This is a genomic window from Bacillus sp. FH (assembly GCF_052216825.1).
Taxonomy (GTDB): Bacteria; Bacillota; Bacilli; order Bacillales; family Bacillaceae_G; genus Bacillus_A; species Bacillus_A paranthracis.
Genome location: NZ_JBQOUU010000006.1, coordinates 160,707 through 178,083, shown reverse-complemented (window position 1 = coordinate 178,083; position 17,377 = coordinate 160,707). Strand labels below are relative to the sequence as shown.

At 36.4% G+C, this 17,377-nt stretch carries 13 protein-coding genes, 1 pseudogene and 1 riboswitch; of the genes and pseudogenes, 11 read left to right on the top strand and 3 right to left on the bottom strand.

From position 1 onward, the window contains the following. Nucleotides 1-188 precede the first annotated feature (188 nt). The 5 genes from ACTT1L_RS16020 to ACTT1L_RS16000 all read left to right on the top strand — a co-directional run bounded on the left by ACTT1L_RS16020 (nucleotide 189) and on the right by ACTT1L_RS16000 (nucleotide 5,741). Nucleotides 189-935 (top strand): HAD family hydrolase, encoded by a 747-nt coding sequence (locus tag ACTT1L_RS16020; RefSeq protein ID WP_000416637.1) that lies wholly within the window; start codon nucleotides 189-191, stop codon nucleotides 933-935. Nucleotides 936-1,077: 142 nt separating this feature from the next. Then, nucleotides 1,078-2,442, top strand: a complete 1,365-nt coding sequence (gene gabT, locus ACTT1L_RS16015; protein WP_074544010.1) for a 4-aminobutyrate--2-oxoglutarate transaminase — start codon at nucleotides 1,078-1,080, stop codon at nucleotides 2,440-2,442. A 116-nt stretch (nucleotides 2,443-2,558) separates the two neighbouring features. Then, nucleotides 2,559-3,926, top strand: a complete 1,368-nt coding sequence (locus tag ACTT1L_RS16010; RefSeq protein ID WP_000225164.1) for a sigma-54 interaction domain-containing protein — start codon at nucleotides 2,559-2,561, stop codon at nucleotides 3,924-3,926. Next, a complete protein-coding gene (gabD, locus tag ACTT1L_RS16005) occupies nucleotides 3,919-5,370 on the top strand; it encodes an NADP-dependent succinate-semialdehyde dehydrogenase (RefSeq protein WP_061130637.1) in 1,452 nt (483 codons plus the stop codon). Before ACTT1L_RS16010 ends, gabD begins: the two co-directional genes overlap by 8 nt. A 47-nt stretch (nucleotides 5,371-5,417) precedes the next feature. Continuing rightward, a complete protein-coding gene (locus ACTT1L_RS16000; protein ID WP_000263254.1) occupies nucleotides 5,418-5,741 on the top strand; it encodes a DMT family transporter in 324 nt (107 codons plus the stop codon). 40 nt (nucleotides 5,742-5,781) lie between these two features. On the opposite strand, the gene ACTT1L_RS15995 is transcribed toward ACTT1L_RS16000, so the two are convergent. Further along, complete coding sequence (locus ACTT1L_RS15995; RefSeq protein WP_000007360.1) at nucleotides 5,782-7,011, bottom strand: aminopeptidase; 1,230 nt, start codon at nucleotides 7,009-7,011, stop codon at nucleotides 5,782-5,784. A gap of 116 nt (nucleotides 7,012-7,127) precedes the next feature. Further along, complete coding sequence (locus tag ACTT1L_RS15990) at nucleotides 7,128-8,210, bottom strand: polysaccharide deacetylase family protein (RefSeq protein ID WP_086707116.1); 1,083 nt, start codon at nucleotides 8,208-8,210, stop codon at nucleotides 7,128-7,130. A 536-nt stretch (nucleotides 8,211-8,746) separates the two neighbouring features. Between ACTT1L_RS15990 and ACTT1L_RS15985 the strand changes: the two genes are divergently transcribed. Then, nucleotides 8,747-9,454 (top strand): hypothetical protein, encoded by a 708-nt coding sequence (locus tag ACTT1L_RS15985; protein WP_000875618.1) that lies wholly within the window; start codon nucleotides 8,747-8,749, stop codon nucleotides 9,452-9,454. A gap of 52 nt (nucleotides 9,455-9,506) precedes the next feature. Here ACTT1L_RS15985 and ACTT1L_RS15980 read toward each other — a convergent pair whose 3' ends face one another. Then, complete coding sequence (locus ACTT1L_RS15980) at nucleotides 9,507-10,703, bottom strand: NupC/NupG family nucleoside CNT transporter (RefSeq protein ID WP_001200498.1); 1,197 nt, start codon at nucleotides 10,701-10,703, stop codon at nucleotides 9,507-9,509. A 200-nt stretch (nucleotides 10,704-10,903) separates the two neighbouring features. Beyond that, a riboswitch (purine riboswitch) is annotated at nucleotides 10,904-11,005 on the bottom strand. 121 nt (nucleotides 11,006-11,126) lie between these two features. On the opposite strand from ACTT1L_RS15980, the gene rlmD reads away from it, so the two are divergent. From rlmD to ACTT1L_RS15955, 5 genes and pseudogenes are all read left to right on the top strand, one after another. Beyond that, nucleotides 11,127-12,503, top strand: a complete 1,377-nt coding sequence (gene rlmD / locus ACTT1L_RS15975; protein ID WP_000105042.1) for a 23S rRNA (uracil(1939)-C(5))-methyltransferase RlmD — start codon at nucleotides 11,127-11,129, stop codon at nucleotides 12,501-12,503. A 96-nt stretch (nucleotides 12,504-12,599) separates the two neighbouring features. Beyond that, nucleotides 12,600-13,588 (top strand): annotated as a pseudogene (locus ACTT1L_RS15970) (tRNA dihydrouridine synthase). Nucleotides 13,589-13,901: 313 nt separating this feature from the next. Beyond that, entirely contained in the window at nucleotides 13,902-15,920 is a 2,019-nt protein-coding gene (locus tag ACTT1L_RS15965) for a GAF domain-containing sensor histidine kinase (RefSeq protein WP_000947567.1), read from the top strand. Nucleotides 15,921-15,997: 77 nt separating this feature from the next. Further along, entirely contained in the window at nucleotides 15,998-16,516 is a 519-nt protein-coding gene (locus ACTT1L_RS15960; RefSeq protein WP_001251709.1) for a DUF1456 family protein, read from the top strand. Nucleotides 16,517-16,611: 95 nt separating this feature from the next. After that, entirely contained in the window at nucleotides 16,612-17,319 is a 708-nt protein-coding gene (locus ACTT1L_RS15955) for a M48 family metallopeptidase (RefSeq protein WP_061130632.1), read from the top strand. Nucleotides 17,320-17,377 lie beyond the last annotated feature (58 nt).

The window sequence follows — 17,377 nt, the reverse complement described above, 5'->3', positions numbered from 1 at the left end:
AAGTAATTAGCTAATTTTCAATAAGATGAGAGTAATTTTACGCTTCTGTTACGTAATAGTCAAACAATCCGATTTGTATTGTAAATTGGAAGTTAGTTTGATTTTCATGGTATTTTTACAATTCGTTTATTTTATATCCATACTTTATTGATACACTGGAGGAGATAAGAGACGAGAGGTGGGGTGTTATGGAGAAAGTAAAAGCAATACTATTTGATAAAGATGGGACATTAATGGATTTTCATTCAATTTGGATAAAAGTGGCTGAAGAACTTGTGGCTGAATGTATAAAATTATACCAACTGCCACAATCAATGCAGCCGACTTTATTAAAAGAAATCGGTGTGGATGGGGTATTTGTTCACCCACGTAGCGCAATAGCGGCAGGAACAAGTCTTGATGTGGCAAAGGGGCTTTGTAAGTATATTACGTCATCTAAAGAAGAGGAAATGCATGAATGGGTAAGTGAAAAACTGTTTGCCCTTATGTACGAGCATCGTTCTTACATGAAAATGACGGCAGATTTACCGAGAATTTTACAAAGCTTAAAGGATAGAGGATTTATTTTAGGTGTTGTCACGGCGGATGATTTTGCACCGACAGAATTATTTTTAAAACAGTATCAATTAGAGTCTTTTTTTGATTATGTTGTAGCTTCAGATACATTTCCAGCACAAAAACCAGATAAAAGAATTGTAGAATCCTTTTGTGAGAGGTTTCATTTAGAGGCATGTGAAGTAGCGGTCGTTGGGGATACACCGACTGATTTATATTTAGCGAAAAATAGCGGTGATTGCTATGCAATTGGAGTACTATCTGGTACAGGAGATCGTCAAACATTAGAACCACTTGCTGATTTAGTAGTACAGTCTGTTGGGGACCTTATTTCTCATTCAGGTGAGTTTGTTTGGGAAAAAGGAAAGTCTAATGTGTAAGAAAAATAAGTCTATAAAGACTCTTAATGAGTCTTTATAGACTTATTTTTTATGGCGAAATAGATGAATACTAGAAAAGAATATTGGCATACATTTTGCAATGAAAAGAGAAAACAATGTAAAGAAAAGGATGGGGTACGTAATGAATATAAAAAAATTTGCTAAAGTAAATGAACAAATTCCTGGACCGAAAGCAGCGTCTTTACTAGAACGCCGCCAAAATATAGTACCAAAAGGAGTAAGTAACGGCATCCCAACGTTTGTACAATCTGCAAATGGTGCTCTTGTTACTGATGTTGATGGTAATCAGTACATTGATTTCGCTGGAGCGATAGGAACAATTAACGTAGGACATTGTCACCCAGCTGTTAAAGAAGCGCTCCATAAACAAGTAGATCAATACATTCATACTGGCTTTAATGTCATGATGTATGAGCCATATATTGAATTAGCAGAAAAGCTTGCGGCATTAGCGCCGGGAAGTTTTGATAAGCAAGTACTATTTTTAAATAGTGGTGCAGAAGCAGTTGAGAATGCGGTGAAAATCGCTCGTAAATATACAAAAAGACCTGGTATTATTGCATTTTCTAAAGGTTTCCATGGACGCACATTAATGACAATGACGATGACAAGTAAAGTAAAACCATATAAGTTTGAATTTGGTCCATTTGCGCCTGAAGTCTATAAAGCACCATTCCCGTACGAATATCGCCGCCCAGAAGGATTAACGGAAGAGCAGTACGATAACTTTATGATTGAAGAGTTTAAGAATTTCTTCGTATCAGAAGTAGCACCAGAAACGATTGCAGCCGTTGTAATGGAACCTGTTCAAGGGGAAGGTGGATTTATCGTCCCAAGTAAGAAGTTTGTGCAAGAAGTACGCAATATTTGTTCAGAACAAGGCATCTTATTTGTAGCGGATGAAATTCAAACTGGATTTAGCCGTACAGGAAAATATTTCGCCATTGATCATTATGATGTCGTTCCGGATTTAATTACGGTATCTAAATCATTGGGTGCTGGTGTACCGATTAGTGGTGTTATTGGGCGCAAAGAAATTATGAATGAGTCTGCACCAGGAGAACTTGGTGGAACGTATGCAGGAAGCCCGCTAGGATGTGCGGCAGCATTAGCAGTACTTGATGTAATAGAAAAAGAGAATTTAAATGATAGAGCGATAGAATTAGGAAAAGTCGTAATGAACCGATTCGAAGAGATGAAAAATAAATATAATTGCATCGGTGATGTGCGCGGTTTAGGAGCAATGTGTGCATTTGAGCTCGTTCAAGATCGTAAGACGAAAGCACCTGATAAAACGTTAACAGCTAATTTATGCGCAGAAGCAAATAAACGCGGCTTACTTCTACTATCAGCAGGAACATACGGTAATGTTATTCGTGTGCTAATGCCATTAGTGATTACAGATGAGCAACTGGAAGAAGGATTAACAATCATTGAAGAATCGTTGCAAGTCTGTTATGAGAAAGCAAATATTGCTCGTGTTTAAAAGTTAAATAATAAAACAGCAAACATTCTAGCTGACTCTATATAAAATGCAGAAAATTCACTTTATAATAAAGGTAGTGAAGTGAATCGATGGATTGGAAGTTAGGGGTGGCTAGGATGGTTGCAGAAAAGGAACGAGTGTTAATGGATTTACAAGATGTATTTGAATATGCGTTTGACGAAATTTTTGTGACTGACGAAAAGGGAATCGTTGTACGTGTAAATAGTACATGTGAAAGGCACTATCAATTGGCTGCAAAAGAGTTAGTAGGTAAACATGTAAAAGAATTGCAGAAAGATGGTATCTTTTATCCATCAGCAACGTTAGAAGTAATTGAAAAAAAGAGGCCAATCGAACTCGTTCAGACGACAAAATCAGGAGAGTATTTACACGTTCGTACAAGGCCTGTTTTTGATGAAGAGGGCAATTTAAGAAGAGTAATTAGTTACTCTCGTGATCTTACAGAACTCTATCAATTACGTCAAAAGGTAGAAGAAATGGATAATCAGTTAAAAACATATAAAAAAGAATTAAGAGAAACATATGAACATGAAGGACTTATTTTTAAAAGTATCGCTATGCAAAAAATAGTCGAGACAATCAAGAAAGTATCCGTGGTAGATAGTACGGTTCTCGTTTTAGGTGAGACAGGAGTAGGAAAGAGTCGATTGGTGCGTCATTTACATGAAGTGAGTAACCGGAAGAATGAAAGTTTCTATGAAATTAACTGTGCGGCATTGCCGACAAATTTAATTGAATCAGAGCTTTTTGGATACTCAGGCGGATCCTTTACAGGTGCGAATCGTGAAGGAAAAAAGGGACTATTAGAATCAGCGCATAAAGGAACGCTATTCTTAGATGAAATTGGCGAAATGCCGCTTGAAACTCAAGCAAAGCTTTTGCAAGTGTTGCAAGAAAAAACGTTTCGCCCTATAGGCGGAAGAGAATTAAAAAAGGTGGACGTTAGAATTGTAGCGGCAACAAATAGAGATTTAAGTATGATGGTGAAACAAGGAACATTTCGGAAAGATTTATATTATCGTCTGAATGTCATTCCCATTGTAATCCCACCACTACGGGAAAGAACAGAAGACATTTTGCCACTTATTTATCATTATTTACAACACTTTAATGAGAAATATGGTAGAAATGTAAAATTAGCGCCTAGCACATTACAAATGTTTGTTGGTTACCCGTGGGAGGGAAATAATAGAGAGATTGAAAATGTGATTGAGCGAATTGTTATAACTGCCGATGATATCGTTACGATAGAAGATTTACCAATAGCGATGCAAGAATCAACGGTTGAACAGTCCGGTCAAAGTCTCTATAAAATGTTAGAAGAAGTAGAACGGAATATTATTTTGAAAGCATATAAAACATATGGATCGAGTTATAAAGTAGCCGAGTTTTTAAAAATAAGTCAATCTGCTGCGACTAGGAAAATAAAGAAACTTATAGAGGAGGAAGAGAATATTGGATAAAAAAGCGACGTTTGTAAATGTAGAGAAAAAGGCGATGTATATAAATGGTGAGTGGATTACATTGCAAGAGCAAATCGAAGTAAATAATCCAGCAACGAAGGAAATATTTGCGACTGTACCAAAGGGCGGGGTAACAGAGGCAAAGCAAGCTGTTGATGCTGCGCATGAAGCTTTTAAATTATGGTCTAAGTTAACAGCGGCAGATCGTGCAGCGAAATTAAAAAAATGGTTCACACTTATTGAGGAAAATAAAGAAGAGATTGCAGCGATCATGACGAAAGAACAAGGAAAGCCCTTTGCAGAAGCGCTTGGTGAAGTGAATTATGCAAATAGTTTTGTTGAATGGTATGCAGAAGAAGGAAAACGCATATATGGTGAAATGATTCCTGCTTCTCATCCGAATAAACGTATTTTAGTCATGAAGCAACCAGTTGGTGTTATGGCAGCTATTACGCCTTGGAACTTCCCAGCTGCTATGATTACGAGAAAGGTAGCTCCGGCGCTTGCAGCAGGATGTACAGCGGTTGTAAAACCTGCAAGTCAAACGCCGTTAACTGCGTTAAAATTAGCTGAATTAGCTCATGAAGCAGACATTCCAAAAGGCGTAATAAATATTGTAACAGGCAGTGCGAAAGCAATTGCTGATACGTGGATGGAAGATGGGCGTGTTCGAAAAGTGTCCTTTACAGGATCAACGGAAATTGGGAAAGAGTTAATGGCTAGTGCGGCACAAACGATGAAAAAGGTTTCACTTGAGTTAGGCGGTCACGCACCGTTTATTGTTATGAATGATGCAGACTTAGATAAAGCAGTAGAGGCAGTAATCGGTTCGAAATTCCGTAACGCAGGACAAACGTGTATATGTACAAACCGAGTATTTGTTCAGGAAGAAGTGTATGAAGCGTTTGTAGAGAAGTTTCAAAAGGCAGTAGGGCAGTTAAAAGTAGGGGACGGTTTCAGTGACGGAACGACTGTAGGACCACTTATTGACGAGAATGCAGTTTCAAAAGTACAAGAACATATTGAAGATGCTATTCAAAAAGGTGGAACAGTTTTATATGGTGGCCAAAAGGTTACAGAGCTAGATGGACACTTTATTCAACCAACTGTAATTGGATTAGCGAATGATACGATGCTTTGTATGAATGAAGAAACATTTGGGCCAGTTGCACCTGTTGCGAAATTTAAAACGGTTGAAGAAGTAATTGAACGTGCAAACAATACGCCATACGGTTTAGCAGCGTACATTTTCACGAAAGACATTAGCCAAGCATTCCAAATTAGTGAAGCACTAGAGTATGGTATTATCGGTTTAAATGATGGCCTCCCATCAGTTGCACAAGCGCCGTTCGGTGGCTTTAAAGAGAGTGGCATTGGTCGTGAAGGAGGTCATTTCGGTATCGAGGAATATTTAGAAATTAAATATATTTCATTAGGACTATAAGTAGTATACTAGAATCTCTATAAGGTAACAGAGAAGGAGATTCTAGTATGGTATATTGGTTATTATTACTTGTAACAATTATTTTTGAAGTAGCTGGAACAATTGCGATGAAGTTATCAAACGGTTTAACAAAGCTCATTCCAAGTGTACTTATTTTTGTATTTTACGGAATTTGTTTCAGCGTGTTCGCCATCGTTGTAAAAAAGATTCATTTAAGTATTGCTTATGCAATTTGGTCTGGTGTTGGGACGTTACTTATTACGATTATTAGTGTGTACTTTTTTAAAGAGCACATTAGCCTATTCCAAGCATTTTGTATTCTTTTCATCGTGTTAGGAGTAATTGGGCTTAAGGTTTCATCTGCATCATAAAAGGCTATCTTCCAGTGTGGAAGATAGCCTTTTGCTTTTATTAAAACGCCCAATTACCTTTACGGAAGATTGGTTCATGTCTGCCATCAGCTGTAATGCCGTCGATATCAAGCTCAGCTGATCCAATCATGAAATCTTCGTGTGTAATACTAGCGTTTGCGCCATTTTCAGCAAGTTCTTCTTTAGACATCGTTTTTCCGCCAACTAAGTTAAATGCATAAGCATTTCCGATTGCAAGGTGGCAAGATGCGTTTTCATCAAATAGCGTGTTGTAGAATAAAATATTTGTGTTTGAAATTGGTGAATCATGAGGTACTAAAGCTACTTCTCCTAAGAAGTGAGAACCTTCATCTGTTTCTACTAAATGTTTTAAAGCTTCTTCTCCAACTTCAGCTTTATAATCTACGATACGTCCGTTTTCAAATGTTAACGTGAAGTTATCGATAATGTTACCTGCAAATGCTAACGGTTTTGTACTAGATACTTGGCCATTTACACCTGTTTTAAGTGGCATTGTAAACACTTCTTCAGTTGGAATGTTCGCCATAAATGGTACGTTCTTTTCATTTAAGCTACCAGCACCAGCCCATACATGTTTTTCTGGAAGTTCGATCGTTAAATCTGTTCCAGGACCTGTATAGTGAAGAGCTTTATAATGCTTTTCGTTTAAGTAATCAACTTTTGTATGTAATGTTTTATCGTGTTCTTTCCATGCTTCCACAGGATTTTCTAAATCAGCACGAGTAGCTTTGAAAATAGCATCCCATAGTTTTGCTTCTTGTTCTTCTGGTGCAACGTCAGGGAATACTTTCGCAGCCCATTCTTTCGTAGGAACAGAAATGACACACCAGCTTACTTTATCAGCTTGTACGTAATCACGGTATACTTTCATTGCTTCACCAGCTACTTTATGAGCTGTTGCGATACGCGTTGGTTCTACACCTTTTAATAAATCAGGGTTTTCTGCATAAATAGACATAAATGCAGCGCCTTCTTTTGCTAATTCTTCACGAGCGTGTGCTTTCCAAGATGGGAACTCAGCGAATGCTTCTTCAGGAGCTAGATCGAACTTTAAGCGTGTTAACGTCTCATCATTCCAATCCACATATACGTGTTTTGCACCAGATTTATATGCTTTTTCTGTAACGAGGCGTACAAATTGTACAGCTTCAAGAGGTGCGCTAATTGATAATGTTTGTCCTGGTTGAATATTAACACCAACATTGACTGCAAGGGCAGCATATTTCTCTAACGTTTGTTCAAATGACATATGTATAATCTCCTTTAATTTGAAAGATTTCTTACTATATATAATACAAGAAAATTCAAAAAATATATATAAATATAGCGTAAAAAGAGAGCTCAAAATATATTGAGCCCTCATCGTTATTTAATCGAAGAAGCAAACTGTTCTACGGTCGTCGTATGGTGTATGCGAACACGCTTCATTTTTAACAATTCATCGGGTTCACCTTTTGTAATGAATTTTCCGGGTTTTGTTGTCGTCGCAAATTGATAATATTTCTTCGTTTCTGCAACGACTTTATCATCTACATGACCGAATGGATAAGCCACTGCGATAACGGGCTTACCTGTTATTTTTTCTAACTTTTCTTTTGATCCTTTTAATTCCTCTTCATAGTTTGTAATTTTCGGTAAGTCTGCATGCGTCGCTGTATGAGATTGCACTGAGAAAATGCCGGAATCGACCATTTCTTTTATTTCAGAAGTAGACAGTGATCCTTTTACATCAACGTTATCAACAATCATATATTCTGTTGCCGCCGGTTTAAATGTATCGTCTTTTAGCTTTTGTAAAACATGGAATGCATTCATATTATTTTTCATACCGTCATCAAATGTAACAAAGATAGGTTTATTTACTTTATTAATATCACCCCAACGTTCAAAAGTTAGTAATGTATAGCCGTTGTCTTTTAAATATTTCATTTGGGCTTCAAAGTTAGCAGGTGAGACGAATAAATCTTTAATGCCTTGTCCGTGATAATCATCGATTGCATGATACATAAGAACGGGAACCTTTTGTTCGAAAGTAATAGCAGCTTTTGTGAGTGGGATGCTTTTCCCATCTTCTTTTATGCCTATTGCTTCAATTTGGAACTCACCACGTTTTCCTTCAAATTCTTTTATATCAAAAGGAAGTGTAAACTGTTTCTCTTTTTCTTTAGAAGAAAAAGATTTAGCAATTTCCTTCCCATCAGCTGTTCGCCAAATTTTATATTGTACTTCAGTTAAAGTATCTTTTATATCTGTCATATGAATAGTAGTATTTGTAGATTCGTGTGTAATGGGCTGATAAGAAATTTTACCTTGTTCTTGCACAGTTTCTGTTTGTTTCTTAACTTCTTGAACCCTTTTCTCTTTTTTAGGTTCCTGGTTTACATTGCTAGTATTACAACCTGCTAGAATGGCAGATGTGCATAAAGCGATTGCTGCATATTTTCTCATAAAATCACCTTCTATTGTGTATTATGTTACATATTTATATTTAAAACCCCCACCACTGTAAGAGAGGTGGGGACATACCCTTGTTCATCATATCATTTGAAGAAAATGAGGGGAATATGAATTTTAGGAGGCTATTAAGGTAATAGATTAGTGACTTTGAATAGAGGTATTTTTTTGTTTCTTATTAGAATTAATAATAATATAACCTACTACAAAGATAAGAGGAATAATGAAGACATAGATAGGCATTCCCCATACATAATAGCTTTTTAGGGTTAAGACTAGTAAATGTAATAAATCGGCAAGTGCGTGAATTTTCATAAGGTCCTCCAATTAGTTTTTTTACAAATTATAACATTCGAAGTTTATTATTTGTATAATTTGGAAAGTAATTTAAGCTAATTTTAAAGTAATAAGACTTATGAATATGCAATTTTGTATATTGTTAATGAATTTTATTGAAATATAAGAATTTTAGACTATAATAAGAACGCTATAAAATTAAGTAAGAATGATGTACGGAGTGGAGAACAGAAATGAAATATAAAAAAATAGTATATATCCTTTTCATATCGCTATTTATAGTCGGTTGTCAAAGTGAAGTAAGTAAAGCAAACAGTGTGGAAGAGTATATTCCAGCGCATCTTATGAACGCGGAAGTTACGGCGGATATTATGACGCTAGAGATGGATCCAGATACTTTTAAAAAGGTAGGGAATATTGGTCAAAGAATGAGAGAGCATCTAGTGAATAATATGGAATGGTATTTAAAATACGTAGAAGAGCATGCAGAGAAAAAAAGTTTTCCATATCATCCTAATTTCGGTGTTACAAAAGAAGAGTATGAGTTTGTACTGAATGCAATTGATCAAAGTAAATTGGTTAATACAAAGGATGGAAAGCTGAAATTCAAGAAAAAAAGTGATCATGAAGTAGAGATTTTCTCAAATGAAAGTATAAAGCTTCTTAAATATATAGTTATTGATATGGAGAAGAATACAGTAAAAACATCTCTAGGCGAATGTGAATATTTTGGAGAAATATTGGCATCGCCAGAACAGAAGTTAACTGGTCCTTGGCACGGAAAACAATGGATGTTAAAAAAAGATGACTTAATATATATTTTTTCTTTAGGGAAAATGGAGACAAGAAATAAATCCATTATTGATATTTCGGTGAAAGGTAAATATAAGGGAGAAATTATTAATAAGGAAGAGGCATTAGAGTTTTCTTCAGTTTCTTAAATGATGATAATAAAAAATCACCTTGCTGTCTAAGCGAAGGTGATTTTTTTTATTAAATAAACAATCCAGCGATTGTCGCAGATAAAATAGAAGCAAGTGTTGATGCAAATAGCATTTTCCAACCAAATTTAGAAACAACGCTTCCTTGTTTTTCAGAAAGGGCACGGATTGTACCAACGATTGCACCAATTTGGCTAATACTTGCGAAGCTAATTAAGAATACTGTAACGATTCCAACTGTACGTGGAGATAATGTTGCTGCAACACCTTTTAAATCAAGTATTGCTACAAACTCGTTTAATACAATCTTCGTACCCATAATACCACCAGCTGGGATAATATCTTGAGTTGGAATACCCATTAAGAACGCGAATGGAGCAAGTATATAACCGAAGATTTGTTGTAACGTAACAGCATATCCCATTGCACCTGAAGCGGCACTAATTACGTAGTTTACAACTTCCATCACACCGATGAAGGCGATCATTAATGCGGCAACGATACCAGCTACTTTTAAACCGTCAAGTGCACCGTTAATCATTGCACCGATAAAGCTGTCTCCGAATAAAGTACGATCAAATTTCTGAACTACTTCGTCTTCTTTTTTCGTATCAACAGGTGTTAATAACGAACAAACGATTAAGCTTGAGAATAAGTTTAACGGAAGAGCTGCTAGTACATATTTCGCATCTAACATCATTACGTATGATGCTGTAACAGAGGCAGAAACTGAACTCATTGCAGAACAACAAATGATAAACATACGGTTTTTATTGAAATGTTGTAAATCATTTTTAATAACGATTAACGCTTCACTTGAACCAAAGAATACAGAGTTTACTGCGTGGAATGATTCAACGCGTGGTAAACCAGTGATTTTTGAAATGGCACCGCCGACAACGCGAACGATGAATGGTAAAACCCCTAAGTAACTAAAGATAGAAAGTAGTGCTGAGAAAAATACGATAATTAATAGTACGTTTAAGAAAAAGACAAAATCTCTTTGAATCCCATTAAAGAGAAAATCGACACCTGTCGTACCAAGTTTAATTAGTTTGTTGAAAACTTTACCAATGAAAATAATGATTTGTTGACCAATCTTTGTGCCAAACATAAACCAACCGATTAAAATTTGAAAACCAATCATAATAGCAATTGCACGGAAGTTGATTTTACTTTTGTTGTTGGACAAAGCAAAACATAAACCTAAAACGACAAGAATACCGATAATGCTCATTACATATTGCATGTAGTTGCCCCTTTCAGAAGTTCGTATAAAGTTTGTACATAAAACGCTCGTTATATTACTAAAAATAAAACAAGGAGGTTTTATGTCATACGTAAGATGTCTGACCTTTTAGAAAAATAAAAATAAAAAAGACCCATATGGATTCACTTTCATCTATGAGAGAAAGCTAATCAATATGAGTCCTTTTTGCACATGGGCTAATATTCATTAGTTTTCCCCATAGTCCAGCAATTTAAGGTTGCCGGGTAGAAACTCTCGATCCATATTATCGAGTATATATGAGGTAACATCGTCCGTATTAAATTAGTAGTAGCGTAACATTAACGGAGAACTATCGTCAATAGCTTTTTTTCTTCCAATAGAAATAGACCATATAAGTATGATAAAATGTAACGCAGTGTTATGAAAAAGAGAGGTCGGAAAATGAGTACAAAAATGACGCCACCAGTTGAAAAAAACGAGTTTATAGATGTAGTATTTGAAGATTTAACACATGATGGTGCCGGTGTTGCGAAAGTAAAAGGCTATCCTATTTTCGTTAAAAACGGATTACCAGGTGAAGAAGCACAAATTAAAATTATTAAAGTAAAGAAAAACTTCGCATTCGGTCGTTTAATGAAGCTTCATACAGAGAGCCCATATCGTAAAGATGCAGAATGCCCAGTGTACAATCAGTGCGGCGGTTGTCAGCTTCAGCATTTAACATATGAAGGACAATTACAAGCGAAAGAAAAACAAGTACGCGACGTTATGCAGCGCATCGGCGGATTAGGTGATGTTCCTGTTCATCCTGTACTTGGCATGAAAACCCCGTGGGTATACCGTAATAAAGCACAAGTGCCAATTGGAGAACGTGAAGGCGGACTTGTAGCTGGTTTCTATCGTCAAGGAACGCATGACATCATTAATATGGAATCATGTTTAATTCAGGCGGAAGAAAACGATACATTAATCCAAGAAGTAAAACGTATTTGTGAAAAGCACGGTATTTCAGCGTACAACGAAGAGCGTAACAAAGGAACACTTCGCCACGTAATGGCTCGTTACGGACAAGTAACAGGGGAAATTATGCTTGTCTTCATTACTCGTACAGCAGAATTGCCAAACAAGAAAGCAATCATTGAAGAAATTGCTGCGAAATTCCCTGAAGTAAAATCGATTGTTCAAAACGTAAACACGAAACGTACAAACGTAATCTTCGGAGACAAAACGACTGTACTGTACGGATCAGAATATATTTATGACTTTATTGGCGATATTAAATTTGCGATTTCAGCACGTTCATTCTATCAAGTAAACCCAGAACAAACGAAAGTGCTGTACGATAAAACGTTAGAATACGCAAAATTAGATGGTAACGAAACAGTAATTGATGCCTATTGCGGAATTGGATCAATCTCCTTATTCCTAGCACAAAAAGCGAAAAAAGTGTACGGCGTTGAAATCGTCCCGGAAGCGATCGAAGACGCAAAGCGTAACGCAGCACTAAACAACATGACAAACGCTGAATTTGGTGTAGGAGAAGCAGAAGTAGTTATTCCAAAATGGTATAAAGAAGGCGTAATCGCTGACACAATGGTCGTAGATCCACCGCGTAAAGGTTGTGATGAGGCACTACTTAACACAATCATCGACATGAAACCAAAACGCGTTGTATACGTATCATGTAACCCAGCAACATTAGCACGTGACTTAAAAGTACTAGAAGAAGGCGGATATAAAACGCAGGAAGTACAACCTGTTGATATGTTCCCGCATACGACTCATGTAGAGTGTGTAGCTTGGCTTAAGTTGGTATAATAGGAAAGCAGTTGATATAGGAAAATCTATACCATCTGCTTTTTGGTTTATTGAGAGTTTGAAATTGTATTCATAGTGAGAGGATTTGAATTTGAAATGATAGATAATTTTTGGCGTGATTTACCACGACCATTTTTCGTACTTGCACCAATGGAAGATGTGACAGACGTTGTTTTCCGTCACGTAGTAAGTGAAGCTGGTCGTCCAGATGTATTCTTCACAGAGTTCACAAACTCAGATAGCTATTGTCATCCAGAAGGTATGAAAAGCGTACGTGGTCGTTTAATTTTTACAGAAGATGAACAGCCAATGGTGGCACATATTTGGGGAGATAATCCTGAATATTTCCGTCAAATGAGTATTGGTATGGCAGAGTTAGGATTTAAAGGTATTGATATTAATATGGGTTGCCCTGTGCCAAACGTAGCATCAAGAGGAAAAGGTAGTGGCCTTATCTTGCGTCCAGACGTTGCGGCAGAACTTATTCAAGCTGCAAAAGCGGGCGGATTACCTGTCAGCGTAAAAACAAGACTTGGCTTTAAAGAGTTAAGCGAGTGGGAAGATTGGTTAACGCACATTTTCAAACAAGATATTGCAAACCTTTCTATTCACTTACGTACAAGAGAAGAGATGAGCCAAGTAGATGCACACTGGGAGCTAATTCCGGAGATTAAAAAATTACGTGATCGTATTGCACCAAATACGCTCCTAACGATAAACGGAGACATTCCTGACCGTAAAACTGGGCTGAACTTGCTGAAAAATACGGCATTGATGGCGTAATGATTGGACGAGGAATCTTTAAAAATCCATTTGCTTTCGAAAAAGAACCAAGAGAGCATAGCAGTAAAGAACATCTAGATCTTTTAAGACTACAACTTGATCTTCAAGATCAATATGCAGAAGTATTACCAAGATCCATAACAGGATTACATCGCTTCTTCAAAATTTATGTAAAAGGCTTCCCTGGGGCTGCTGAACTACGAAATCAATTGATGAGCACGAAGTCAACGGATGAAGTACGTGCATTGCTTGATAAGTTTGAGGAGAGTGTTAGTGAGACACAGGGTAGTGAAACGGTGTAACCTTTGAAAGTTAGAGGGATGGAGTGTAGTAATTTTATTAGTGTAAGGTGAACCGTATCAGAAGTAAGTGAGGTATTCTATATAAACAAGGGTAAGAAAAGAATAAAGGAGAAAATGGTAGGTTGATTTTGATTTTCACTGATATTAGCATGTTTATTTTATCCCGCTATTTGCGGGCAGTAAAACTCCCACCTCAAAATTCTGCTAGTGCAAAGGGGTTAGGTTGGATTCAGGCTGATAATAAGTGGGGGATGAATCACCCCTCACTTATTAAAGTTGCACTTTATTACGCCTATAATTGGAGGCTATGCAAATGTTAAGTGATCAAACGAGATATTCTAGGCTCGCGAATATAACCAAAATAATAAATACAAAATTAGAACTACGTGAAGTATTGCAGCGTGTAACAATGGCGATATCAGAGGAGATTGTTAGGTGTGACGCTGTTGGAATTTATTTACCTGAAGAAGATGGAACATTTAGAGGGTTTGCAGGAAAACCAGAGACCATAAATGGCGTAATGCTCGATACTCAAGTAATTGACCCTGAAGTAGACTTACTGGCAAAAGAAGTTATTGAAACTAAAAAAACCATCTATATTCCTGATACCTCAAAGGATCATCGACCGGATCCGAGACCAGTCGATGCGTTCAAAATTAAGTCTTTATTAGCTCTGCCTATCTCATTTGGGCAAGAGTTATTTGGTCTTGTTTTTTTATTTGATTATGGAGTTCCAATGAACTTAACAGATTCAGAAATTCAAAGTGTTGAAGCTTATGTAAACATGGCGGCGGTCGCCATTCAAAACGCAAAAAATTTAACCCAAAAAGAAAATCTTATTGCCGAGAAGCAGCTGTTACTAAATGTTACCCGTGATTTATCAATGTGTTCCTCAATACAGGAGAGTTTTGATAAATGCTTTTTTTACTTAGGACAGATTTTAGAGAGTAAAAACATGGCTGCCCACCTTTTAGATCCGCTAGACAAAACAACGATTAAGACAACGAAGTTAAGCTCGGGCTGTGATTGGATAGAAGCAGATTGGATGGAGAAAAGCTATGAAGCCAAGATTCAAGAGGTTATTCGAACAAAACATATAGATAGTAAGGGTTTACTGATGATGCCATTGGTTTCAATGGGAGAAGTATTAGGGGTAATCGTCGTTGGCAAAGAGGAAAAAACTCATAATTACGATGATTCCCGAATTCAACTGGCAAAATCTATCGTTGATGCTACAGCCCCTACGTTTTCAAACTTGTTATATATGGATCAACTTGAAAGCATGGTGGAAGAACGAACGAGAGAACTGGCTGCTGCTAATGAAAAAGTCACAAGTGTGATTGAAAGTATTACGGATGGATTCTTGACTTTGAATAATAAATGGGAATTTACTTATGTAAATAAACATCAACATTTCCCACAAAGAAAAACAGCAAAAGACGTATTAGGTAAGAATATATGGGAGGTCTTCCCAAGTAGCGTAGATACAGTTATATATAAGGAGCTTCATCGTGTAATGTCAGAGCGAACTACAGTTCATTTTGAATTTTTTTCTACCTCTGATGAATATTGGCATGAAGTTATTGCATATCCGTATGATGATGGTATTTGTTGTATTTGTAAAAACATAACAGAAAAAAAACAATATGAGCAGGAATTGAAAAGGTTATCCAACATAGAGTTAATAGGGCAAATGGCAGCAGGTATCAGCCACGAGATTAGAAATCCAATGACAACAATACGAGGATTTTTGCAGTTATTAAAAGAAGAGAATAACTATGAGAAACATAATAACTACTTTAATTTAATGGTTGAAGAACTTGACCGTGCCAATTCTATTATTACTGAATTTCTCTCAATAGGTAATACAAAGAAATCAGATTTGCAGATGTTAGATTTAAACTCAATTATCCACGATATTATTCCTTTAATAAAGATAGATACGCATAATCAAAATAAATATATTCAAGTCGATACAAATGACGTTCCAGCATTACTTTTAAATCGTAATGAGATACGGCAATTATTAATGAACCTATACCGTAATGGCTTAGAAGCGATGAGTACAGGGAAAACTCTAACCATTAGCACCTATAAGGAAGGGCAAAATTGTGTGGTGCTTGCAGTGCGGGATGAAGGGAAAGGTATCAGCCCTGAAGTATTAGAGAAACTGGGGACTCCATTTTACACAACCAAAGATAATGGAACTGGATTGGGATTAGGCGTATGTTATGCCATTGCTACCCGTCATAATGCAAAAATAGAAATTCAAACAGGATCGGAAGGCACTACCTTTTTTGTTAAATTTAATTATGAAAATAATAAAAAATAATCTTATTTAGATTAGTTACGGTAAACTGTATTACAAATAAAAAGTTAAAAATAATCAACATTTCAGGAGGAAACCCAATGGCAATGAGCAATAACGATATATTAAAAAGAGTAAGATATGCTTTAGATATAAAAGATATAGATATGGTAGAAATTTTTAAACTTGGCGGAATGGAAGTAACGAAAGAAGACGTAGTTGATATGCTTACAAAAATAAAGAGAGCGCCTCAGCACGAACCTGAAAACCCTGATGTGGAAGAAGATGAGTACGTAAAAACATGCGATATGATGATGTTAGAGGCATTTTTAAATGGATTTATTACTTTAAAAAGAGGTAAGCAAGATCCGAAACCAGGGCAACCGGCACCTGTACAAAGCAAAGAAAGTGCGAATAACCTTCTTCTAAAGAAAATGAAAATAGCACTATCTTTAACGAGTGAGGATGTACTTGATATATTAGATAGCGTAGGCGTTACGGTGACTAAGGGAGAACTAGGCGCTCTATTAAGAAAAAAAGGCCATAAAAATTACAAAGAGTGCGGCGATAGATACGCAAGGAATTTCATTAAAGGATTAGCTGTAAAGTATAGAGGATAATGATTCCGTTAAAGCGGTAAATGATATAATAGGTAGAGTAGGACGTTTGTATCCTACTCCTTTTTATTTGTAAAAATAATATGCTAGGTGATGAAATGGTACATACATATTTAGGCGAAACAATTAATTTTCATATAACTTATAAAAAGAAAAAATCGGTGCGTTTTTTGGTGGATTCTTACGGGAATGTTGAGGTGCAAGCTCCAAAAGGGACACCTTTTGAATATTTAATCCAGTTGCTAGAAGAGAAGTGGGATTGGATTCAGACAACACGTAAGGAAATGGCGGAGCGAGCGCGTGGACCACAGGAAAAGGATTATGATCAAGGAGAAGGCTTTTTGTATTTAGGAAGTACGTATCCGATACAAATTTCTCAAGATACAAATATTACGCAAGACAATGCAGTGTTTGAAGGAGATAAGCTACATATTTATGTGAAAGATCTTAAAGATGAGAAAATACAGCAAGCTTTAAAACGATTTTACTATAAGCAGTGTAAGTCATTAGTAGAGAAGAGTATTAAAGCACATCAAAGTAACTTTAAAACAAAACCGCGTTCTATTCGTATTACAGATAGTAGTCGTACGTGGGGCACTTGCGATTCAAATTTACAGCTAACATTCAATTGGAAGCTAGCGATGGCACCACAGCGAGTAATTGATTATGTAGTTGTTCATGAAATGTGCCATATGGTTCATTTAAATCATGATCGCTCTTTTTGGCGCCTTGTCGGGAAGATCATGCCTGATTATAAGGAAATGGAGAATTGGTTAGCGTTATCTAGTTGGAAGATGACGGTTTAGTGGTGCACTTATTGTCAATCTTTGTCGGTAAGTCGATATATTTTGGAAATCGCTGATA